Source organism: Pseudomonas sp. KH_021, assembly GCF_057838865.1.
This window is the reverse complement of sequence record NZ_CM174477.1, coordinates 6,088,063-6,109,629: the sequence shown is the minus strand read 5'-3', so window position 1 is coordinate 6,109,629 and position 21,567 is coordinate 6,088,063. Positions and strand designations below refer to the sequence as shown.

The following is a 21,567-nucleotide window of genomic DNA, read 5'->3' as shown; positions in this document are numbered from 1 at the left end:
CCGGCTAAAGCCGGCTCCCACATTGGTTGCAACGCGCCATTTCCTGCGGGATCGGCGTTGTTAGCCCTTGGTGGTTCGGCTTTGGGTCTTTGTGGTTTCGGGGGCGCGCGCGTGGCTGGCAACTCCAATCTCACAGGCCATGGCACGTTGCAACAAATGTGGGAGCCGGCTTTAGCCGGCGAATGCGCCGCGCGGGCGGCGCTCGATCTACGCAACAGCGCAAAACCCAAGACAAGCGCCTGAAAGCCTCGACACCGCGAATGGCCTCACACCGATGCGAGACGATCCAACCCCAGCTGCTGCGCACAAGCCTGCAACGAGCGCTGCTCGGTTTCGGCATACAGCTTCAACTCATCCAGCACAGGCGTGCCCAGTGCCTGCTCGAAGGCTAGCTGGTTGGCATTGCTGCCATAGTGGCTCTGCACGTCATCGCCCAGGTTCGACTGGAAGATGCCCGCTGCACTGACCGGCAGGAAGTCCTCGTACACCAGCACTTCAAAGCGAATATGCCCAGCGTCGATAAGCGCCTCAAGCGTGGTGGGGCGCCCCGCCACATTGCGCGCAGCCAGGCCTTGCTCGGTGACGAAGTAGCGGAAATAAGCCAGGCCCTGTTGGCGCATCTGGTCGGCGTCGTCGGCGAACTCGCTGAACGTCTCGCCCAGTAGTTTCATGTAATGCTCGGCATTGCTTTCGGCAGGTACGCCGCCCAGTGCCTCGCGAGCAGCCTCCAACAGGCGGTCATACAGTGCACGGCCCTTGGGTGTCAGCGCTGCGCCGCGCTGTTCAATTTCGCCAAAGCGAGCGGTATGGCGACCCTCGGCCTGGTTGCCACTGTCGGTAAAGGCGACCTCTTCCTGCAGGGCCTTGAAGCTGGTCTGACGCAGCAGGATCGGCACGCGGCGCGGGGGTGGGCCTTCGATCACAGCTTTGGGCGGAATGCCTTTTTTCGGCATGCCAATTTGAGCGGCGTCGATGTCCAGTACGCGCGGTGTCAGGTGGTTGATGTGCGGGCCTTTGAAGGCGACCACATCGGCAATCAAGCGGTGCTGATCGTGCAGTTGTTGATATTGCTCCGCCGTCACGGTGGCCTGGCGGTGCCAGCGGAACGTTTCCAACGCCTGTTCGACAAAGTCGTTGGCATCTGTGGCGTTCAGGCCACCATCACGCTCGAATTGCTCGATCAGGGCCACGGCCCGCGGGGTGAAGATCTGCCGCTTGGCCAGAATGGACGCCGCCAGCTCACGCAGGGCCGGTGACTCGATCAGTTCCAGGCGCAGTAGGGAGGTAAACACGCGAAACGGACTGACCTGCAACGATTGCTCGTGAACCGCGCGAAAGGCCGTCGAGTGCACCGGCACGCCTGCACAGGAAAGATCGTAGTAGCCCACAGGCTGCATGCCCATTACGGCAAACAGGCGACCGATAGTGGCCAGTTCTTCAGCGGTACCCACTCGAATCGCGCCATGGCGCTCTTGATCCAGCCGCTGGATTTCGCCGGTCAAGTGCAGGGATTCGGCAAGCTGCGGATGTTGGTCCATGGCTTGCTGATTGACCTCATCAACCAGATCCAGCAGTTGGCCGTAAAGCGGCACTTCCTGCTTGTACATGGCGGACATGGCCGAGGAAAACTGGGCACGAATGTTGTCCGGGCTGACGAACGCTTGGGTGGGCATCTAGAAACTCCTGGCGAGTGGGTATCTTTATGAAAGCGAGGAATGCCCTACCCGTGCAAGCGAAAAAAAATCAGACAGTCATTCCGTAAATTCTGAACCTTTGCCCGCTTGCTCGGTAATCCAGCGAACCAGGCTGCGAACCTTGGGCACCTCGGCGGCATGTTCTGAAAATGCCACGAAATACGCGCCGCTGCTGCGCATGGCGTAATCCCAGGGCACCACCAACTTACCTTCGGCCAGTTCCTGCTCCACCAGATAGCGTGGCACCAGCGCGATACCGCAACCGGACTGGGCGGCACTCAGGCACATGTAGAAGGTGTCGAAGCGAGGGCCGTGGTAGCTCTGCTCGGAGTGCAGGCCCTGTTCCAGAAACCACTCATGCCAGGCTTCGGGGCGCGAAGTGCTTTGCAGCAGCACTTGCGCGCCCAAATCATTGGCGCTCGTGATCGTATGTTCGCGCAGCAGGTCGGGAGCGCAGACTGGAATCATTTCCTCGCCGAACAGCTCGATACAGGTGGCGCCAGGCCAGGTGCCCTGGCCGAAAAAAAACACCACGTCGGCCTTGGCCTGCAGCAAGGCAAAGGGCTCCATCTCGTTGCAGATGTCCAGGTGAATATTGGGGTGGCGCTTGCCGAACCCCTTCAGGTGCGGAATCAGCCAGCGCACGCCAAAGCTGGGCTGGGTGGCCACCTTGAGTACTTCGGTTTCCTGACCGTAGGACATGATGTAGCGGCTGGAGATGTCGATCTGGGTCAGGATCTTGTTCACTTCGGCCAGGTACAGGGATCCGGCGGGCGTCAGTTGCAGGCGCCGACGAATGCGCAAGAACAGATGATGGCGCAGCATCTCTTCGAGCGTGGCCACCTGTTTGCTGACGGCGCTTTGTGTCAGGTGTAGTTCCTCGGCGGCGCGAGTGAAGCTAAGGTGTCTGGCGGCGGCTTCGAAACATTGCAGAGCGGCCATTGATGGCGCTAGACGTTTGGACATGTCGGGGCTCGGTTTTGCAGGGCAAATCATTACGCTAAGGAATGATGTGCTGAATAAAGGTCGTTTGTTGCCGGGTAGTCATCGGATTAATACTGATCCACACCCTAATTTCAATCACTGATCGGCTGCAGGAGAAGAAAATGGTTGATGGACTGCTTAAAAAACTCGGTGTCTCGGCAAATGCATTCACCGGCGGTAACCATCCCGTTCATACCCCAATCGATGGCAGTGCCATTGCCTCCGTCACCCTCGAAGGCAAGGGCCAGGTGCTGGCCAAGATCGAAGCGGCCGACAAAGCCTTCCAGGCCTGGCGTAACGTACCGGCGCCGCGCCGTGGCGAGCTGATTCGCCTGTTCGGTGAAGTGCTGCGTGAGTACAAGGCTGAGCTGGGCGAACTGGTCTCCATTGAAGCGGGCAAAATCACTCAGGAAGGCCTGGGCGAAGTGCAGGAAATGATCGACATCTGCGACTTCGCCGTCGGCTTGTCGCGCCAGCTGTACGGCCTGACCATCGCCTCCGAGCGCCCTGGCCACCACATGCGTGAAACCTGGCACCCGCTGGGTTTGGTCGGCGTGATCAGCGCCTTCAACTTCCCGGTGGCTGTCTGGGCGTGGAACACCACCCTGGCGCTGGTGTGCGGTAACGCCGTGCTGTGGAAACCTTCGGAAAAGACCCCGCTCACCGCACTGGCTTGCCAGGCGCTGTTCGAAAAAGCCTTGGCCAAATTCGCTGATGCTCCGGCGGGCTTGAGCCAACTGATCATCGGTGATCGCGATGCCGGCGAAGCCTTGGTCGATGACCCTCGCGTTGCCCTGATCAGCGCCACCGGCAGTACCCGCATGGGGCGTGAAGTTGGCCCGCGTGTTGCCGCTCGCTTTGGTCGCACTATCCTGGAACTGGGCGGCAACAACGCCATGATCCTGGCCCCGAGTGCCGACCTGGACTTGGCCGTGCGCGGCATTTTGTTCAGCGCCGTCGGCACCGCCGGCCAGCGTTGCACCACCTTGCGCCGCCTGATTGCTCATCGCTCGGTCAAGGATGAAGTGGTTGCCCGGGTCAAGGCTGCCTACGCCAAGGTGCGTATCGGCGACCCACGCCAGGACAATCTGGTCGGCCCGCTGATCGACAAACACTCCTTCGACGCCATGCAAAATGCCCTGGCTCACGCCCGTGATGAAGGTGGCAACGTCTTCGGCGGCGAGCGCCAGTTGCAAGACCAGTACCCCAACGCCTACTACGTGACCCCGGCCATCGTCGAGATGCCTGCGCAGTCGGAAGTGGTGCGTCACGAAACCTTCGCGCCGATCCTCTACGTGCTGGCCTATGACGATTTCGAAGAAGCCCTGCGCCTGAACAACGAAGTGCCACAAGGCCTGTCATCGTGCATTTTCACCACCGACCTGCGTGAAGCCGAGCGCTTCCAGAGCGCGGCTGGCAGTGACTGCGGCATTGCCAACGTCAACATCGGCACCAGTGGCGCTGAAATTGGGGGGGCGTTCGGGGGTGAAAAAGAAACGGGCGGTGGTCGTGAGTCCGGGTCTGATTCCTGGAAGGCTTACATGCGTCGTCAGACCAACACCGTGAACTATTCTCGCGAGCTGCCACTGGCCCAGGGCATCGTTTTCGATTGATGATCTGATTTGCTTGTAGGAGCGACGGGGGCGCCTAGCCCTTGGTCGCGATGGGGGCTCCGCGATCATTGAGGACTGTGTTGCCCCCATCGCGACCAAGGTCTGCTCCTACAGGGCGGTGTGTCGTCCCGAAAGGACAGAGTGATTTGATGGAGTAACGCCTGCCATGACTGAATTGCGTCGAGAGTGTCTGTGGGAACACGTAACGCCACCCCAGGCAAACGTGGAGGTCCTCACGTCAGCGCAAAAGGCTGACGTGTGTGTGATCGGTGGTGGTATCACCGGCCTGTCCACTGCGATTCATTTGCTCGAGCAGGGCAAAAGCGTCGTATTGCTGGAAGCCTGGAAGCTGGGTCATGGCGGTTCGGGTCGTAACGTCGGGCTGGTCAACGCCGGCACCTGGATTCGCCCCGACGATGTCGAGGCAACCTTGGGTCAGGCTCAGGGCAGTCGCTTGAACAAGCTGCTGGGTGAAGCCCCGGCAGAAGTCTTCGCCATGATTGAGCGCCTGGGCATCGACTGCCAGGCACACAACCAGGGCACTTTGCACATGGCGCACAACGCCAGTGGCGTGGCTGACCTCGAGGCCCGCCAGTCGCAATGGAGCCGTCGCGGCGCCGATGTAGAACTGCTGACCGGTGCCCGCTGCCAGGAGTATTGCGGTACCGACAAAATCTCCGCTGCGCTGCTTGATCGCCGCGCCGGCACCATCAACCCCATGGCCTACACCCAAGGCCTGGCGGCTGCTGTTATCCGTCTGGGCGGCAGGATCTATCAGCAGTCCGCCGTGACCGGATTGCAGCGACAGGGTGCAGGCTGGCAGGTCGTCACCGCCCAAGGTGCCGTGCTGGCCGATAAGGTGGTGATCTCGACGGGTGCTTATACCGAAGGCGACTGGACTGATCTGCAGCGTAACTACTTCCGTGGCTATTACTATCAGGTCGCTTCCAAGCCCCTGAGCGGTGCTGCGGCCGACAACGTGCTCAAGCATGGCCAGGGCTCATGGGATACCCGCACGGTGCTGAGTAGCATTCGCCGTGATGATGAGGGCCGCCTGTTGCTGGGTAGTCTTGGGCGGGTGGATAACAAGCCGGCCTGGTTTATCCGCAGCTGGGCAGACCGAATCCAGCACCACTATTTTCCACAGTTGGGCAAGATCGACTGGGAGATGCACTGGACAGGTTGCATCGACTTCACGCCGGACCATTTGATGCGCCTGTTCGAACCGGCTCCGGGCATCGTTGCGGTCACCGGCTACAACGGCCGTGGCAACACCACCGGTACCGTCATAGGCAAAGCCTTTGCGCGCTATCTGATCGAAGACAAGCCCGATGATTTGCCGATTCCGTTCTCGCCGATGAAGCCTGTGTCAGTCGCTTCGCTGCGTACCGGCTTCTACGAGACCGGGTTTTCGTTGTATCACGCTGGGCAGTGCCTGCGCGTCGTGCTTTAAACCTTGCGGTGCAGCCAGTCGAGAAAGCCTGCTTTCTTGATGGCTGCCGGTTTTTGCAGCAGCAGCGACTGGCTGGCCTGTTGGCGGAAACGATGCAGTTTGGTCAGTGCATTCTTGACCTCACCGCGGCTCTCAAGGCAACTGCGCACGACTTCTTTGTCGACACGGAACAGCACGCAACTGGTTAGCGTTTTGAATTCGGCGCTCGACGTTTCGCCTTCGACAAAATTTTCGGAGCCGAGAATCTCCCCAGGGCCCATGCGCCCGGCTTCCACTAATTCAGTACCCTTTTGAATCGAAGCGGACACCACGCCAGTACCAATCACCAGCAGGTATTCGGCGGACTCACCGACGCCGAGAATGACCTGGTTGGCCGGGTACTCGATGGGCGTCATGTTCTGGGCGAGCTGATCCTTTTCCTCGTTGCTGAGGGAGCGAAAGATTTTTACGTCTTCCAGAAGGCCGCGCTGACGGGTCCAGGGGCGAGCCGCAAGGTCGGCACTCCAGGCCACGCCACTGGCTTCCAGGTGCCGGTGGGCGAGGTCAAACAGGTGATTACGCACGCTGCCTTTCTGATCCATGCTGGCGACGAAACCGGTGGCCTCATACTCGGTGGATTCAAGTGACGTGGATTTGATACTGGCCCTGGGGGCGGGCACAGACAGCAGGGCGCTGGTGCCCTGCAAGGTTTTTTCCAGCGCATCGAGTACCTTGCGCGGTCGGACCTGGGACGGCACTACCACGCTGATCGATACGCCGTGGATATTGCTCGGCCGACTGAAATTGAGGATCTTGGCCTTGGCGGCCACCGAGTTGGGGATAACGGCCATGCTGCCGTTGTTGGTCAAGAGGCGGGTGGCGCGCCAATCGATATCGGTCACCTTGCCCTCGGTGCCATCGATGGAGATAACGTCATCGATTTGATAGGGCTTGGTGGTGTTCAGCACAATCCCGGAAAACACGTCGCTCAAAGTGCTCTGCAGTGCCAGGCCGACGATGATCGCCATCGCCCCGGAAGTCGCCAGCAAACCCTTTACCGGCAGCTGCATCACATAGGCTGCGGCGGCCACGATGGCGATCAGGAAAATCACCGCGCCCATCACATCCTGAAGCAGCCGCCCAGTGTGCCCGGCACGGGAAATCAGCATCAGTCCCAGCACCACCGTCAGTGTTCGCGCCGCAAACAGCCACCAGAAAATCTCCAGCACCGTCGCTAGCAAGTTGCGCGATACATCTTCGACCCAAGGCGCCGGTTGCAGCGGGCTCATGCCTGCGCTGATCAATACCCAGCTGAACAGCAGGAAGGCGAGTAGGCGGGTAAAAATCCGCAGCGGTTTCTGGCTGTCCGTTAAAGCGCGCCAGATCAACAAATCCAGAGCCAGCAGGCCCGCACCAATCGCCAGAGGATGGTCTTGAATAAGGGTGAGCATGCAGTCTCCGTATCGATTTAGTACTGTGGTACGTACCACGTATATATGTAATACGGGTTGTTTGTAAGGCCACGAAGGCCTTGTATTCATTGGAGAATAGCGTTTCGGACGGCCTATTGCGGGCTGTTAGGGCGGTATTGCAATGCTTCGGCCAGATGCCCCCGCGCTATGGATTCACAATGCTCAAGGTCGGCCAGGGTGCGCGCGACCTTCAACAACCGGTGGGCTGAACGCAGTGAAAGGGTCAGCCGTTCACAGGCTGTTTCCAGCCACTTCTCATCTTCTGGGTCAAGCCGGCAATGGGTGCGCAGGCCGGGTAAGTCGAGAAAGGCATTGGCGCAGCCTTGGCGCTGGAGCTGTGTGCAGCGTGCTTGGGCGACCAGCGCTGCCGCATCGGCACTGGTTTCTTCGGCTGCGCGAGGCGGGCTAAGGGCTGTGGCCTCACGGGCGACGGTCAGGTGCAGATCAATGCGGTCGAGCAGGGGGCCGGAGAGTTTGTTGCGATAACGTTGGATCTGGTCGCTGCCGCAACGACAACGGCCGGTGGAATCGCCCAGATAGCCGCAAGGGCAGGGGTTCATCGCGGCTACCAATTGGAAGCGGGCGGGAAAGCGAACCTTGTCCCGCGCCCTGGCAATCACGATCTCGCCGGATTCGAGGGGTTCGCGCAGTACCTCCAGTACCTTGCGATCAAATTCGGGAAGCTCATCCAGAAACAGTACGCCATGATGAGCCAGGGTGATTTCACCCGGTTGTGGTCGGCTGCCACCGCCGACAAGCGCCGCGCCGGATGCCGAATGGTGAGGATGGCGAAAGGGACGCTGTGGCCAGCTGTCGAGCGGCACGTGGCTGGCCACTGAATGAATCGCTGCTACTTCCAGCGCTTCATATTCATCCAGTGGTGGCAGCAGGCCGGGCAGGCGGCTGGCGAGCAAAGTCTTGCCAGTACCGGGTGGGCCGCTGAACAGCAAGTTATGGGCGCCCGCCGCTGCCACCAGCAAGGCGCGTTTGGCGGCCAGTTGGCCCTGGACCTCGCTCAAGTCAGGGTAAGGCTTGCTGATCAGCAGCAGACCGTTGGCCTTGTAAGGGCTGAGCTCAGGTTGAGCATTGAAATGCGCGACCAGCTCCAGCAAGTGATCCACCGCATACACTTTCAGGCCAGAGGCCAGGCATGCTTCCTCGGCATTGGCTTTCGGCACGATCAGGCTGCGGCCGGCTTCGCGTGCGGCCAGTGCAGCGGGCAGCACACCTTGTACGGGCCTGAGCGCCCCGGAAAGCGCCAGTTCGCCCAGGCATTCCACATCATTCAGCGCCGCTATCGGCATTTGCCCATTGGCGGCAAGAATGCCCAAGGCAATGGCCAGATCGAAACGACCGCCGTCCTTGGGCAAATCAGCCGGGGCCAGATTGAGGGTGATACGCCGGGCGGGAAACTCAAGCCGGGAGTTGAGAATGGCGCTGCGGACCCGGTCCTTGCTCTCCTTGACCGTGGTCTCGGGCAAGCCGACCAGCGTCAGCGAAGGCAGGCCGTTGGCCAAATGCGCTTCGACGGTGACCGCCGGGGCCCCCACGCCAACCTGGGCGCGGCTGTGGACGATGGCAAGGGACATGTTCGCTCCATGAGTGACCGTGAGCCGCTTCCTGCGGCTGGGTAACGATAGAGCGGATGTGAAGATGAGGGAGGGGGTATGTGCGACTGCTTGTTTCGGGCCGGCAATTACCTAATGTAGGAGCCGACCTTGGTCGCGATGGGCTCACCGCGATACTAGAGCGGAACCGCGGTGATGCTATCGCGACCAAGGTCGGCTCCTACAGGGTTAGCGTTTGCGATCACTCATATGTGCTTCCAACCGCGACCGCAACCACCGCTCCGCAGGGTCGGTATCCAGAATGCTCAACCACACCATCGACAGGTCGAGCGTGGGCGTATCGAACGGCAGCGGCTCGGCAAACACCAAGCCCGTGGTCGCCATGGCATCGGCGGCGTAGTCCGGTAGGCCGGCGAGCAGGTCGGTACCCGCGAGCAATGCAGGCAGGGAGCTGAATTGCGGGACAGACAACACCACGTGGCGCTTGCGGCCGATCTCTTGCAGCCATTCGTCGACCACGCCGCTGGTGTTGGCGGTGTGTGACACCTGCACATGCGGGCGGGCGCAGAACTCGTCCAGGGTCAGGGGCGTATCGGATGCATCGGCTCGCAGCACGCGCGGATGGATGCGTCGCAGCAGTTTGCGCTTGGCGTTGGCTGGCAGGCCGCGGGTCTGGGTGATGCCCACGGTAATGTCGCCGCTGGCGAGCAGGTCGGGGATGCGCCAGTAATCCACATGCTGGACCACGAAGACCACGTGCGGGGCTTCCTGGCGCAAGGCGCGCAGGGTCGGCGGCAGCAGGCCGAATTCCACATCATCGGACAGGCCGATGCGGAAGGTCATGGTGCTTTCGGCGGGGTTGAAGTCGTGGGTCAGGCTCAGGGCGACGGACATGGCGTCCAGTGCCGGGGAAAGATGGCGGATGAGTTCTTCGGCGCGCGCCGTCGGTTCCATGCGGTGGCCGACGCGAATGAACAAGGGGTCATTGAACATATTACGCAGGCGATTGAGTGCGGCACTGATGGTGGGCTGGCCTAGAAACAGCTTTTCTGCGGCCCGGGTGACGTTGCGTTCCTGCATCAGTGTTTCAAAGACCACCATCAGATTGATGTCAGCCTTGCGCAGCTCATTGCGGTTCATCCCTACCTGCCTTTTCGCCCATGTCTGCCAAGGCAGTGTAGGAAGGCGCCGGTAGCGCCGTCCAGATAATACCGCCTGGCCTTACTCGGCCGTTGCGTTCAAGCGGCTTTCCATTTCCGCGACCTTGGCTTCCAGGCTCTCAAGGCGGGCGCGGGTGCGGGCCAGGACAACCATCTGGCTGTCGAACTCTTCACGGCTGACCAGCTCCAGCTTGCTGAAGCCGCTCTGCAAAAGGGCCTTGAACTGGCTTTCCAGTTCGTTGCGAGGCTGGGAGGTGTCGCTGCTGAACAGACGCGAGGCTTGATCGCTCAGGGCATCGAGAAAGGCTTTGGGGGCGAGCATGGTGGGGTTGTCCAGAAAACAGAATGGGGACGAGTGTATCACGCGCAATACCGGTGTCTGGAGCACTGCAAGGCTGCACGTTTTTTGAGCACTGCTAACGGGCGGTGTGCACCGTAATTGTGCGTCAAGCGTGCCCCGATTACAGGCATAGGTGGCATTTTGTTAGCAAGCTGCTGAAATTCAAGCGTTTGCTGGAGCTGGCAAGGTTTCTGCTTATACGAACATAACTCATGCACTGATGCAGTCACTGTGATGAAGCAGTGCATTGGCGCCGCGAGAAGTGTTTGTCATGGGGTTTCTGGTGTTGGTCGGGGGATGTGAGGCCGACGGAGCGTTACAAAGCCAGACACTTGCGCTTAGACTTGAGACGGGTTTGTTTTCCTGGGGCAAGTCCACCAATTCGGGAGAGAGTTTCATGAAGCTAGTCACTGCCATCATCAAGCCGTTCAAGTTGGACGACGTGCGCGAGTCGCTGTCTGAAATCGGCGTACAGGGCATTACCGTCACTGAAGTCAAAGGCTTCGGTCGGCAGAAGGGACACACCGAGCTGTATCGTGGTGCGGAATACGTGGTCGATTTTCTGCCCAAGGTGAAGATCGACGTCGCTATCGATGACAAGGATCTGGATCGGGTCATCGAAGCGATCACCAAGGCGGCCAACACCGGCAAGATCGGTGACGGCAAGATTTTCGTGGTCAATCTGGAACAGGCCATCCGCATCCGTACCGGCGAAACCGATACCGACGCGATCTAAAAAGTAGCCCCAAACCCAACGCCCCAGGAGATAACAACATGACTCTGCGTCGTTTCGCAGGGCTAGGAGCCCTTTTGTCCCTCATAATGCCTGGCATGGCCATGGCAGAAGAGGCGGCAGCCCCTGTACTCAACTCCGGCGACACCGCCTGGATGTTGACCTCGACGGCGTTGGTGCTGTTCATGACCATCCCCGGCCTTGCCCTGTTCTACGGCGGCATGGTGCGCTCCAAGAACATTCTGTCGGTGATGATGCAGTGCTTTGCGATCACAGGCTTGATCAGTGTGCTGTGGGTTATCTACGGCTACAGCATCGCTTTCGACACCACGGGCATGGAACAGGGCGTCGTTAACGTCAACTCGTTCATTGGTGGTTTCTCCAAGGCTTTTCTCGCCGGTGTAACGCCTGCCAGCTTGACGTCAGCCACCGCGCTGTTCCCGGAAGCCGTGTTCATTACCTTCCAGATGACCTTCGCGATCATCACTCCGGCGCTGATCGTCGGTGCCTTCGCCGAGCGGATGAAGTTCTCCGCGATGCTGATTTTCATGGCCATCTGGTTCACCCTGGTCTACGCCCCTATTGCTCACATGGTCTGGAGCGGTAACGGCGGCCTGATGTGGGACTGGGGCGTGCTGGACTTCGCTGGCGGTACCGTGGTGCATATCAATGCCGGTATCGCAGGCCTGGTGGCGTGCCTGGTGCTGGGCAAGCGCAAAGGCTTCCCGACCACCCCAATGGCCCCGCACAACCTGGGTTACACCCTGATGGGCGCGGCCATGCTGTGGATCGGCTGGTTCGGCTTCAACGCAGGCTCGGCCGCTGCCGCCAACGGCACCGCTGGCATGGCCATGCTGGTGACTCAGATTGCCACCGCGGCTGCAGCCCTGGGCTGGATGTTCGCCGAGTGGATCACCCACGGTAAGCCAAGCGCCCTGGGTATCGCTTCGGGCGTGGTGGCAGGCCTGGTTGCCATTACGCCGGCAGCTGGCACCGTCGGCCCGATGGGGGCCCTGGTGATTGGCCTGGTGTCCGGTGTGGTCTGCTACTTCTGCGCAACCAGCCTCAAGCGCAAGATGGGCTACGACGACTCCCTGGATGCCTTCGGTGTGCATGGGATCGGCGGTATTGTCGGCGCGATCCTGACCGGCGTATTCGCAGCTCCGGCACTCGGCGGCTTCGGCACGGTTGAAGATATCGCAGCCCAAGTCTGGATTCAGTGCAAAGGCGTCGGTTTCACCGTGATCTACACCGCAATCGTGACCTACATCATCCTCAAGGTGCTGGATGCGGTCATGGGCCTGCGGGTCAACGAAGAAGAAGAATCCGTCGGCCTCGATCTGGCGCAACACAACGAGCGTGGCTACAACCTGTAAGCCGTCGCCGCAAAAAATGGCCCGGTTCGCCGGGCATAGATTGCTGACAAACCCTGTAGCCGCTGCCGAAGGCTGCGATGCGGCCCGTCAGGGGCGCCTATGCGGTTTTAACATCCTGCGCCCGCTGTGCGGTCGATCGCAGCCTGTCGGCAGCGGCTACAATTGAGATCTGCTGCTGATTTGTCAGTAATCTATGCCCGGTTCGCCGGGCATTTTTTTGTCTGCGTTTTGTCAGTTCGTACAGGCGCAAACGATTTTTCATCGACGATTTCGGGCCAGTCGCCACGCGCCGCGAAGGTAGGTCAAAGACTTACAACACGGAGTGTTTAATAGGTCTTTGCTTTTTTCCATAGCGCGCTAGAATGCGCGCCGAAGGTGTGGAGAACGGTATGTGGCAACAGACCCTGATCACCCTGCGGGCTCGGCCCCGGGGCTTTCATCTGGTAACCGACGAATTGCTTGCCGGCCTGCCACAGTTGCGTGGCTGTCGCATTGGCTTGCTGCATTTGTGGTTGCAACATACTTCGGCGTCGCTGACCATCAACGAGAACGCCGATCCGGCGGTGCGTCGTGACTTCGAACGGTTTTTCAACCGGCTGGTCCCACAAGGATCGACCGGTTACGAACACAACGACGAAGGTGAAGATGACCTGCCCGCACACTTCAAGGCCAGTTTGCTAGGCTGTCAATTGAGCCTGCCGGTAACGGCAGGGCGATTGGCGTTAGGTAGCTGGCAAGGTGTCTATTTGGGCGAACATCGCGATCATGGCGGTGTTCGCAAGGTCCTCGTCACCTTGTACGGCGAGGGTGCTTGAGCCGCTGCCTGGCAGCGGATTTTGAATTTTCCCTGGCGATCTTCTATAAGAAGGCGTGGCTGGGCTATAACTAATCTGCTTTTCGAAAGTCATGAGGTTGAACATGAGCGACGACGATCTGGAAAACGACGACCTGGAAGTAGGTGACGAGGACGACACCGAAGAAGGTCTTGAAGCTGCCGCTGAAGATGTCGCGGAAGATGATGGCAGTGATGTACCTGCCCCGACGGCCAAGGGCAAGGCCAAGGCTGCGGTCTCGGTCGACGACCTACCCAGCGTAGAAGCTAAAAACAAAGAGCGCGATGCGCTTGCCCGCGCCATGGAAGAGTTCCTGTCTCGAGGCGGTAAGGTGCAAGAGGTCGAGGCCAATGTGGTGGCTGATCCACCCAAGAAGCCCGACAACAAATACGGCAGCCGCCCTATCTGATTGCCCGCGCTTTTTGAAAAAGCCCGCCGTCGCTGCGGGCTTTTTTATGGTTCTTCACGGATTGCCGGGAAAAGCGCATTTGATCTTCAAGAAGAAAAATGCGCTGTCCCGGTAGCCGTAAGCCATTCGCTTGATGACCTTGATCCGATTGTTGATCCCCTCTAGTTGGCCTGTGTGCATTGGCCATCGAACTCTGCTCAAAATGCCTCGCCAGTAACCGCTCAGCCTTTTCGCGAACTGGATCAACGAAGGAATGCCGCTCTGCTTGGCATGCCCCATCCATTGTTTCCACGCCCTACGCCATTCCCACGCTGTTTCGCTCGACCATAGCGCTTTGAGCTCAGCCTTCATGATATAGACCGTCATCAGCGACTGATTGGCATCCAATAAATCCTGCAGATGTACCTGCTGCTCTTGGCTCTTCAGATTTTCGGGGTTGCGCAGCAAGAGCCAGCGGGCCTGCTTGACCACCTTTCTCGCCGGTTTGTCATGGCGCAGTCGGTTAGCCTCGTCGACTCGTACCCTGTCGATGACTTCACGACCGTATTTGGCGATGACATGAAACAGGTCGTAGACCACTCGCGCATTGCGGCAGTGATGTTTCACTTCCAGATCGAAGGCCGTATTCATATCCATGGCGACCGCTTCGATTTGTGAACACCGCTCTGGCCCCAGATCCTCGAAAAACGAGCGTATAGCTATCCGGCTGCGCCCTTCACCCACCCACAAAACGCGACGCGTATCGGCATCCAAGATCACGCTGGCGTAGCGATGCCCCTTGAACAAGGCGAACTCATCCATCACCAAGCGCTTGGGCTCGGCCTCGGGTAGTTCATGCAATGTTTGCTCAAGCGCGCGACGCTCCAGGACGCGCACTGTTTCCCAGTGCAGGCCAAAGAGTTGAGCGACATGGAGCGTTGCCATCTGGCGACAGGCTTTGATGACCGCTTGGCAAAGCCTTGCGCTAAGCCTGGCGTACCGATCAAGCCAACTGACCGACTCCATCCGAGTCCCGCAGTCCAGGCAACGCAGGCGTCTAAAAACAGCGGTAAGCGTGACAGGGTGGCCAAGAATTGGCAGATCCCGAATGGATCGCTCTGACTGGTCGTGGACAGCAAGGCAGGGCTTGAGGCAGCCGCTGCAAAGAGGAATCTGATTAGGTCGAGGGGTTAGGTTGATCTGGAGAGAGCCGCCAACGACTTGGGCGGAAGCCACAGAAAATCCATCCCAAAAAGGCAGGATCGTATTAATATCTGGCATGAGAACGGCGGTTTGGTTGATGGGTTTGCTCGCACGAACATCATCGGTCAAATCGCCGTTCTTTTTTGTCTATTTCCCAGGATTCCGTGAAGAACCTTTTTTATTCTGTATGTCGCTAAATATGCGTCTCCTAAACGTGAGCCCCCGGCTACAACGTAACGCGCAAGTGCTGGACTATCAGAAGTGGAATCGTTTGGTGATGATTCGATTGTTGATTTGTTGCGCTTTCATAGGAGTTCCAAACTGATGTCTGGGCCAAGCCACGAATCCATGTGATGGTGCAGTTCGGATGATAGCGTCGTAAGTACCAATCTGCCCTCCATTCTTCCTGTACACGGCTAGAGCTTCTTGACTCAACAGAGTCTGCATGGACCACCAGTGATCAGATGACCTGATATAAGCGTTGATTCCTGCATCAATCCACCCTGCAAGCCAAGAAATTCGGTCGCAGAGCATACGAAGGCTTTTAATGGTGTGTCTTGGCCTTCTTGGAATAAAACCTAACCGTCCGTGGGAGTCGAATTCGGGTGTCTTCCAAATTTGGTCGTGGTGGCCGATCCGGTTCCTCACATCCCGCACCTGATATAGAAGATTACTCAACCTTCGAATGAAGGCAGCATCTGCGTATGGGATAGTTGCTAGATCTGGTGCATTAGGAAACGCAACAGTGAGTACTCTGCCTTTCAAATCGGCCGGATGGCTGCTGTGGTTCATGCCTCGTATGACCGTCTCCCAAAAACCAAACGAGAGCTTCGCCACGATGTCATCAATTGACGCTGAGCTGGTCTTTTTTCGACCGTTGATTTTGGCTACCGCTCTTTGTATTTCATCGTGTGTCTGTGTCGTCAGGCGGTGCCAAGCCAGATCAGGCGCGGCAGGATTCTTCAGCTTCGCCGCATTCGGCCTGGTCTTCAACATCCAGTCAAAATTATCTACTTGGCCGTAGTATTGAGAGAGCCCGCGATGCAGAGCGTTTCTAAGGCTAACCTCGAAGTCACCTAGAATCGGGAGCAAGCTGGCCCCAACAGCCTGGGACCAGGCGTAGCATCCCAGCAGCTCAGCATCGCTTCTCGTCCGGAAGAAGCTTTCAACGGTTGTAAGTCGAGGCTTGGTAAGATGGTTCAGCATGAAGCCCCTTGCCACTCTTGTTTTATTTCAATAGTATTTGCGTCGAAACAGGGGTTTTCCATTATTGGTCGTGCCCTTGTACCCTGAGTAAGAACCCCGCCAAATGCGGGGTTTTTGCTTTCTGTCGATCCGAAATCCCTCTAGACATCACGAATCACCTCAGCCCGCTGCGGGCTTTTTCATGCCTGGCGTTCAGGCCCAGCGCTTGAGCAGTGCGGGAAGTTCGGTCAAGTTGCGAATCTCGGCATCGGGGCGGTTGTCCGCCTCCCAGACCTTACCTTGAGGGTTGAACCAGATCGCGCGTAAGCCAGCTTGCTGGGCCCCGGCAATGTCATCACCGGGGTGGTCACCGATATGCACAGCACTGCGGGCATCGGCACCGCCGCGGCGCAAGGCTTCAGCGAATGGGCGCGGGTCGGGTTTGCCGACCCCCAGGTCCTCGGCGCACAGCGTGAACTTGAAATAGTCGGCCAGGCCCAGGCGGCGCACATCGGCGTTGCCGTTGGTGAGCACCCCCAGCGTGTAGTGCTGGCACAGCACTTCAAGCAGCGGCTGGACTTCGGGAAAGACCTGGATCTGGTGGCGCGCCTGCAAAAACACTTCAAAGGCCGTGTCGGCCATCTCTTGCGCTTCTGCATGGCCGTAGCCGGCATCTTCCAGGGCGTGGAACAGCACGCGGCGGCGCAAGGCGCTGATGCGGTGCTTCATTTCGGGCTCGGCCTGCACCAGGCGCTCGCGGATGGCATACAGGTGCTCGACCGGAATTGGCCCCAGTTTGCTGGCGTGCTCGGCCAGCCAGTCACGCAGGGTGGCCTCGGCGCTGACAATCACGGGCGCGGTGTCCCACAAGGTGTCGTCGAGGTCGAAAGTGATCAGCTTAATGGTCATGAGTCGCTGCTCTTGCTGCGTTTGGCTCGTGGGTGAGCGCTATCGTACACCGTGGCCAGGTGCTGGAAATCGAGGTGGGTGTAAATCTGGGTGGTGGCAATATCGGCATGCCCGAGCATTTCCTGCACGGCGCGCAGGTCTTGTGAGGATTCCAGCAGGTGGCTGGCAAACGAGTGCCGCAGCATGTGGGGGTGCAAGTGCTGGCCCAGCTCGCGCTCGCCAGCAGACTTGACCCGCACTTGAATGGCCCGAGGGCCCAGCCTGCGGCCTTTTTGGCTGACGAACACGGCATCATCCACCGGGTTGCTCATCAGGCGCATGTCCAGCCACAACTCCAGTGCTTCGCGGGCCTTGCGACCCACTGGCAGTACGCGGGTCTTGCTGCCCTTGCCATGGACTTGCACCAGCCCTGCGCCGAGGTCCAGTTGGTCGAGATTCAGGCCCGTCAGCTCGGACAGGCGAAGGCCGGAGGAGTAGAACAATTCGAGAATAGCCTGGTCGCGACGGGCCAGAAAATCATCCTCGACGCCACCTTCCAGCAGTTGCAGGGCACGATCAGTGTCCAGCGTCTTGGGCAGTTTGCGTTCACCCTTGGGCGGCGACAGGCCATTGGCCGGGTCGTGGCTGCAGAGGCCTTCGCGGTTCAGGTAGCGATAGAAACCGCGCACTGCCGACAGCAGCCGCGCCAGGCTGCGAGAGGATTTCCCCTCTTGGTGCAGGCGAGCCACCAGGCGGCGCAGGTGTTGGATTTGCAGTGCATCCCAGCTTGGGACCTGCTCCTTGGTGCAGTAGCCAAGCACCGTGTCGAGATCGCGGCGATAGGCTTGCAAAGTGTGCGGCGAGACCTGGCGCTCGCTGCGCAGGTGCGTGCAGTAAGCGTCCAGGGCGGCGAGCATGTTCAGCGCACCGGGCGCAGGGTGGTGGTGAAGCGGGGCACAATGCGCGCCAGCACTTCGGCGATGTAGCTGAGAAACAGAGTACCCACTGAGCTTTTGTAGTGCTGTGGGTCTCGGCTACCGATCGCCAATACCCCATGCAGGCCCTGGTGGCTCAGTGCGACAACAGCCGTTGAACCGACCTGTTTGCGCTGTTCTTCACCGAACAAAAAGTCCAGCTCATGCTCACGCAGGGTTCCGCTGACGGTCTTGCCGCCCGACAGCAGGCCGCCGATGGCTTGCTGGGCTTCGGCGCCGTTGACCCAGCGGCCGACAGGGGTGGCAATGTCGCTGAACAGGATCAGGCTGACAAAGGGCACCTGGAACTCCTGGCGCAAGCTGTCTTCGACCGTGATCACCACGTCTTCCAGACTGGTTGCATCCAGCAGGTCCAGGATCAAGCGGCGTGTTTTCTCGAACAACCGGTCGTTGTCCCGGGCGACGTCCATCAGTTGGGACAAGCGATGGCGCATCTCGATATTGCGTTCGCGCAGCAGTTTGAGCTGGCGCTCCACCAGCGAGACGGCGTCGCCGCGCTCGTGGGGGATGCGCATTTCCACCAGCAGGTCATCGTGCTGGGCGAAGAACTCGGGATGTTCGCGCAGGTAAGCGGCGACAGCTTCAGCCTCAAGGGCTGGCGTAAAGCTTTCAGAGGGTTGCTCGCTGGGCTTGTCGGCTGGAACCTGAGGCTGGTCAGTCATTGTCTGTGCTCACTCATAAACGAACCTGTCCTTCGTAAACCCGTACGGCTGGGCCTGTCATCAGTACTGGCTGGCCAGGGCCACCCCACTCGATAGACAACCGCCCGCCGGGCAAGTCGATCAACAATGGCGAATCCATCCAGCCTTGGCTAATAGCCGCGACAGCCGCTGCACAAGCCCCGGTACCGCAGGCCTGGGTTTCCCCGGCGCCGCGCTCCCATACACGCAGTTGCGCGCGGTGGCGATCGACCACATGGAGAAAACCGACGTTAACCCGCTGTGGGAAGCGCGGGTGGTTTTCGATTTTCGGCCCCAGCTCATGCACGGGCGCCTGGTTGATCTCTTCTACGCGCAGCACCGCATGCGGGTTGCCCATGGACACGGCGGCCAGTTGAACGCTCAGGCCGTCGACATCAAGCTCATAGCTCAGGGCTTGCTCGTCGGCCTGGAACGGAATCTGCTCCGGCACCAGGCGGGGCGGCCCCATGTCGACGCAGATCTGACCGTCGTTGCGGATGTCCAGTTCGATGATGCCGCTTTTGGTTTCAACCCGGATGAGTTTTTTAGCGGTCAGGCGCTTGTCCAGCACGAAGCGGGCAAAGCAGCGCGCGCCGTTGCCGCACTGTTCGACTTCCGAGCCGTCGGCGTTGAAGATCCGGTAGCGAAAGTCCACGTCCGGGTTGCTCGGCGCCTCGACGATCAGTAGTTGATCGAAACCGATCCCCGTATGACGATCGCCCCATTGCTTGGCATGTTTGGGCAGAATGTGCGCGTGTTGGCTGACCAGGTCCAGGACCATGAAGTCATTGCCCAACCCATGCATTTTGGTAAAACGCAGCAGCATGGGCTTACTCCGGCAACAGGCTTTCGCCTGCATACAGCTCGGCCACGGTTTCCCGGCGACGGACTTCAAAAGCCTGTTCACCATCAACCAGCACTTCGGCGCAACGGCCACGGGTGTTGTAGTTCGAACTCATGACAAAACCATAGGCGCCCGCGGACTGCACGGCCAGCAAGTCGCCCTCGGCCAGCGCCAGTTCGCGCTCCTTGGCCAGGAAGTCACCGGTTTCGCAGATCGGCCCGACGATGTCGTAGGTGCGAGCGGACTCGTCGCGAGGTTGCACGGCCTTGACGTCCATCCAGGCCTGGTAGAGGGCTGGGCGGATCAAGTCGTTCATGGCCGCATCGACGATGGCGAAATCCTTGTCTTCGGTGTGCTTGAGATACTCGACGCGGGTCAGCAGCACGCCGGCGTTGGCGACGATAAAGCGGCCCGGCTCGAAAACCAGTGCCAGGCCCAGGCCCTCGGTACGCTCGCGCACTGCCTTGATGTAGTCGGCTACTTGCGGTGGCTCTTCATCGCGATAACGCACGCCGACACCGCCGCCCAGGTCCAGGTGACGCAGGTAGATGCCGCATTCGCTCAGGCGTTCGACCAGGTCGAGCAGGCGATCAAGTGCATCGAGGAACGGCTCGACCGTGGTCAGTTGCGAGCCGATGTGGCAGTCGACACCGATGATTTCCAGGTTCGGCAACTGCGCGGCGCGCACGTAGACCGCCTCGGCATCGGCAATGGCGATACCGAACTTGTTCTCTTTGAGACCGGTGGAAATATACGGGTGGGTGCCGGCGTCCACGTCCGGGTTGACGCGCAGGGAGACGGGGGCATATTTGCCCATCTCGGCAGCTACTTCCTGCAGGCGTTCAAGCTCGTCGGTCGACTCGATATTAAAGCAGTGCACGCCCACTTCCAGGGCGCGGCGCATGTCGTTGCGGGTCTTGCCGACACCGGAGAACACAATGCGGTCGGCGCGGCCACCGGCCGCCAATACGCGCTCCAGCTCGCCACCGGAAACGATGTCGAAACCTGCGCCCAGGCGGGCCAGGACGTTCAGGACGGCGAGGTTGGAGTTGGCCTTGACGGCGAAGCAAACCAGGCTGTCAACGCCTTCCAGGGCGTCGGCATAGGCGCGGTACTGCGCTTCGATGTGGGCGCGGGAATACACGTAGGTGGGCGTGCCGAATCGCTCGGCGATAGAAGGCAATGCCACACCTTCCGCGAACAGCGTACCGTCGCGGTAGTCAAAAGCGTCCATGGTGTTCCCTTAGTAGTGCTTGTGCTGTTGCGACTTGGCTTGGTCTTCGGGCGATTTGCTGTCATCGGGGAGATACAGCGGGCCTTTTTGGCCACACGCGGAGACAAGGCAGGCGACCGCGACGAGCGCAGCAAGAGAGGAAATCAGGCGCTTCATGGCGAAATCCTTGGGTAAGCAGTAATTGTGCCCGAGTATACCGACCACCCGACGGCTTGCCTATGCAGCCCGTCTTGTGGGCTTGTGGCTGGTCAGTAATCTTTGCATTAAGCGCCCCAGCCTCGTATCTTCCCGCGCTTAAGCGTGAACAGTCACTTTTCGAGGTTCTTGCAATGAGTTTGTCCGAAGCCCGCTTTCACGATCTGGTCGATGCCACCCAAGAGGCATTGGAGGATCTGTTCGATGAAAGCGATCTGGACCTGGATGTGGAAAAGTCCGCCGGCGTCCTGACCGTGAAATTCGAGAACGGCACCCAGCTGATTTTCAGTCGCCAGGAACCACTGCGCCAGTTATGGCTGGCAGCTCGCTCCGGTGGTTTCCATTTCGACTACGACGAAGACAGCAAGAAGTGGATGTGCGATAAATCCGATGAGCAGTTGGGCGAGATGCTGGCGCGTCTGGTCGAAGAACAGGCGGGCATCGAGCTCGACTTCGACGAGATTTGAACGTGACCGCTCCTCGGCCTGCCAAACCGCTCTATAGCAACGTCAGCCCGGCGGTGAAGTCACCGTGCATCAGCCTTTGCCGTCTGGATGAAGCGCGGGTGTGCCTGGGCTGTTTCCGGCATGTGGAGGACATTCGTGCCTGGCGCTCGGCCGATGATGAGCAGCGTCGACAGATCTGTCGTGAGGCAGATCAACGCCGTGCGGCAGGAAACCACCCGCCCGCTTGAGTATTTGCCTGTCTGTGGTAGTGTCCAGTTAGTTTGCTGTCAAAACCCCGCCTCTT

22 protein-coding genes are annotated in these 21,567 nt (G+C 59.5%); 8 read left to right on the top strand and 14 right to left on the bottom strand.

Features of this window, described 5'->3' with window-relative positions; genetic code table 11:
- Window positions 1-266: 266 nt before the first annotated feature.
- Window positions 267-1,673 carry a 2-oxoadipate dioxygenase/decarboxylase HglS gene (hglS, locus tag AC3IX4_RS28150; RefSeq protein ID WP_489258562.1) on the bottom strand — a complete coding sequence of 469 codons (1,407 nt, stop codon included), beginning with the start codon at window positions 1,671-1,673 and terminating at the stop codon, window positions 267-269.
- Window positions 1,674-1,751: 78 nt separating this feature from the next.
- Complete coding sequence (locus AC3IX4_RS28145) at window positions 1,752-2,660, bottom strand: LysR family transcriptional regulator (RefSeq protein ID WP_489258561.1); 909 nt, start codon at window positions 2,658-2,660, stop codon at window positions 1,752-1,754.
- A gap of 140 nt (window positions 2,661-2,800) precedes the next feature.
- On the opposite strand from AC3IX4_RS28145, the gene amaB reads away from it, so the two are divergent.
- Together amaB and amaA are read left to right on the top strand one after the other, a co-directional pair.
- The gene (gene amaB / locus AC3IX4_RS28140) at window positions 2,801-4,291 is read left to right on the top strand and encodes an L-piperidine-6-carboxylate dehydrogenase (RefSeq protein ID WP_489258560.1); all 1,491 of its coding nucleotides are present in this window, start codon (window positions 2,801-2,803) and stop codon (window positions 4,289-4,291) included.
- Window positions 4,292-4,457: 166 nt separating this feature from the next.
- Window positions 4,458-5,744 carry an L-pipecolate oxidase gene (gene amaA, locus AC3IX4_RS28135; RefSeq protein WP_489258559.1) on the top strand — a complete coding sequence of 429 codons (1,287 nt, stop codon included), beginning with the start codon at window positions 4,458-4,460 and terminating at the stop codon, window positions 5,742-5,744.
- On the opposite strand, the gene AC3IX4_RS28130 is transcribed toward amaA, so the two are convergent.
- From AC3IX4_RS28130 to AC3IX4_RS28115, 4 genes are all read right to left on the bottom strand, one after another.
- On the bottom strand, window positions 5,741-7,174 hold the full coding sequence (locus AC3IX4_RS28130) for a mechanosensitive ion channel domain-containing protein (protein WP_489258558.1): 1,434 nt from the start codon (window positions 7,172-7,174) through the stop codon (window positions 5,741-5,743). The genes amaA and AC3IX4_RS28130 overlap by 4 nt on opposite strands.
- A gap of 113 nt (window positions 7,175-7,287) precedes the next feature.
- Window positions 7,288-8,784: a YifB family Mg chelatase-like AAA ATPase gene (locus AC3IX4_RS28125; protein WP_489258557.1), complete on the bottom strand. Its 1,497-nt coding sequence runs from the start codon at window positions 8,782-8,784 to the stop codon at window positions 7,288-7,290.
- Between the two features lie 207 nt (window positions 8,785-8,991).
- Window positions 8,992-9,903 (bottom strand): LysR family transcriptional regulator, encoded by a 912-nt coding sequence (locus tag AC3IX4_RS28120; protein WP_489258556.1) that lies wholly within the window; start codon window positions 9,901-9,903, stop codon window positions 8,992-8,994.
- Between the two features lie 81 nt (window positions 9,904-9,984).
- Complete coding sequence (locus AC3IX4_RS28115; protein ID WP_489258555.1) at window positions 9,985-10,245, bottom strand: accessory factor UbiK family protein; 261 nt, start codon at window positions 10,243-10,245, stop codon at window positions 9,985-9,987.
- A 415-nt stretch (window positions 10,246-10,660) separates the two neighbouring features.
- Here AC3IX4_RS28115 and glnK point away from each other — a divergent pair, with 415 nt between their 5' ends.
- From glnK to sutA, 4 genes are all read left to right on the top strand, one after another.
- Window positions 10,661-10,999: a P-II family nitrogen regulator gene (gene glnK / locus AC3IX4_RS28110; RefSeq protein ID WP_002555808.1), complete on the top strand. Its 339-nt coding sequence runs from the start codon at window positions 10,661-10,663 to the stop codon at window positions 10,997-10,999.
- Window positions 11,000-11,037: 38 nt separating this feature from the next.
- On the top strand, window positions 11,038-12,372 hold the full coding sequence (locus AC3IX4_RS28105) for an ammonium transporter (protein ID WP_489258554.1): 1,335 nt from the start codon (window positions 11,038-11,040) through the stop codon (window positions 12,370-12,372).
- Window positions 12,373-12,761: 389 nt separating this feature from the next.
- Window positions 12,762-13,187, top strand: a complete 426-nt coding sequence (locus AC3IX4_RS28100) for a secondary thiamine-phosphate synthase enzyme YjbQ (RefSeq protein ID WP_489258553.1) — start codon at window positions 12,762-12,764, stop codon at window positions 13,185-13,187.
- 103 nt (window positions 13,188-13,290) lie between these two features.
- A complete protein-coding gene (gene sutA, locus AC3IX4_RS28095; protein ID WP_489258552.1) occupies window positions 13,291-13,614 on the top strand; it encodes a transcriptional regulator SutA in 324 nt (107 codons plus the stop codon).
- A 54-nt stretch (window positions 13,615-13,668) separates the two neighbouring features.
- Here sutA and AC3IX4_RS28090 read toward each other — a convergent pair whose 3' ends face one another.
- The 8 genes from AC3IX4_RS28090 to lptM all read right to left on the bottom strand — a co-directional run bounded on the left by AC3IX4_RS28090 (window position 13,669) and on the right by lptM (window position 20,778).
- A complete protein-coding gene (locus tag AC3IX4_RS28090) occupies window positions 13,669-14,874 on the bottom strand; it encodes an ISL3 family transposase (protein ID WP_489256731.1) in 1,206 nt (401 codons plus the stop codon).
- A 177-nt stretch (window positions 14,875-15,051) separates the two neighbouring features.
- The gene (locus tag AC3IX4_RS28085; RefSeq protein WP_489258551.1) at window positions 15,052-16,002 is read right to left on the bottom strand and encodes an Abi family protein; all 951 of its coding nucleotides are present in this window, start codon (window positions 16,000-16,002) and stop codon (window positions 15,052-15,054) included.
- A 192-nt stretch (window positions 16,003-16,194) separates the two neighbouring features.
- On the bottom strand, window positions 16,195-16,890 hold the full coding sequence (locus tag AC3IX4_RS28080; protein ID WP_489258550.1) for an HAD family hydrolase: 696 nt from the start codon (window positions 16,888-16,890) through the stop codon (window positions 16,195-16,197).
- Window positions 16,887-17,786, bottom strand: a complete 900-nt coding sequence (gene xerC, locus AC3IX4_RS28075; protein ID WP_489258549.1) for a tyrosine recombinase XerC — start codon at window positions 17,784-17,786, stop codon at window positions 16,887-16,889. Before xerC ends, AC3IX4_RS28080 begins: the two co-directional genes overlap by 4 nt.
- A 2-nt stretch (window positions 17,787-17,788) precedes the next feature.
- The gene (locus tag AC3IX4_RS28070) at window positions 17,789-18,526 is read right to left on the bottom strand and encodes a DUF484 family protein (RefSeq protein WP_489258548.1); all 738 of its coding nucleotides are present in this window, start codon (window positions 18,524-18,526) and stop codon (window positions 17,789-17,791) included.
- Window positions 18,527-18,539: 13 nt separating this feature from the next.
- Window positions 18,540-19,370, bottom strand: a complete 831-nt coding sequence (gene dapF / locus AC3IX4_RS28065; RefSeq protein ID WP_489258547.1) for a diaminopimelate epimerase — start codon at window positions 19,368-19,370, stop codon at window positions 18,540-18,542.
- A 4-nt stretch (window positions 19,371-19,374) separates the two neighbouring features.
- Complete coding sequence (gene lysA / locus AC3IX4_RS28060; protein ID WP_489258546.1) at window positions 19,375-20,622, bottom strand: diaminopimelate decarboxylase; 1,248 nt, start codon at window positions 20,620-20,622, stop codon at window positions 19,375-19,377.
- Window positions 20,623-20,631: 9 nt separating this feature from the next.
- Entirely contained in the window at window positions 20,632-20,778 is a 147-nt protein-coding gene (gene lptM, locus AC3IX4_RS28055) for an LPS translocon maturation chaperone LptM (protein ID WP_489258545.1), read from the bottom strand.
- 173 nt (window positions 20,779-20,951) lie between these two features.
- Here lptM and cyaY point away from each other — a divergent pair, with 173 nt between their 5' ends.
- Window positions 20,952-21,284 (top strand): iron donor protein CyaY, encoded by a 333-nt coding sequence (gene cyaY, locus AC3IX4_RS28050; RefSeq protein WP_489258544.1) that lies wholly within the window; start codon window positions 20,952-20,954, stop codon window positions 21,282-21,284.
- Window positions 21,281-21,511: a DUF1289 domain-containing protein gene (locus tag AC3IX4_RS28045; RefSeq protein WP_489258543.1), complete on the top strand. Its 231-nt coding sequence runs from the start codon at window positions 21,281-21,283 to the stop codon at window positions 21,509-21,511. Before cyaY ends, AC3IX4_RS28045 begins: the two co-directional genes overlap by 4 nt.
- Window positions 21,512-21,567 lie beyond the last annotated feature (56 nt).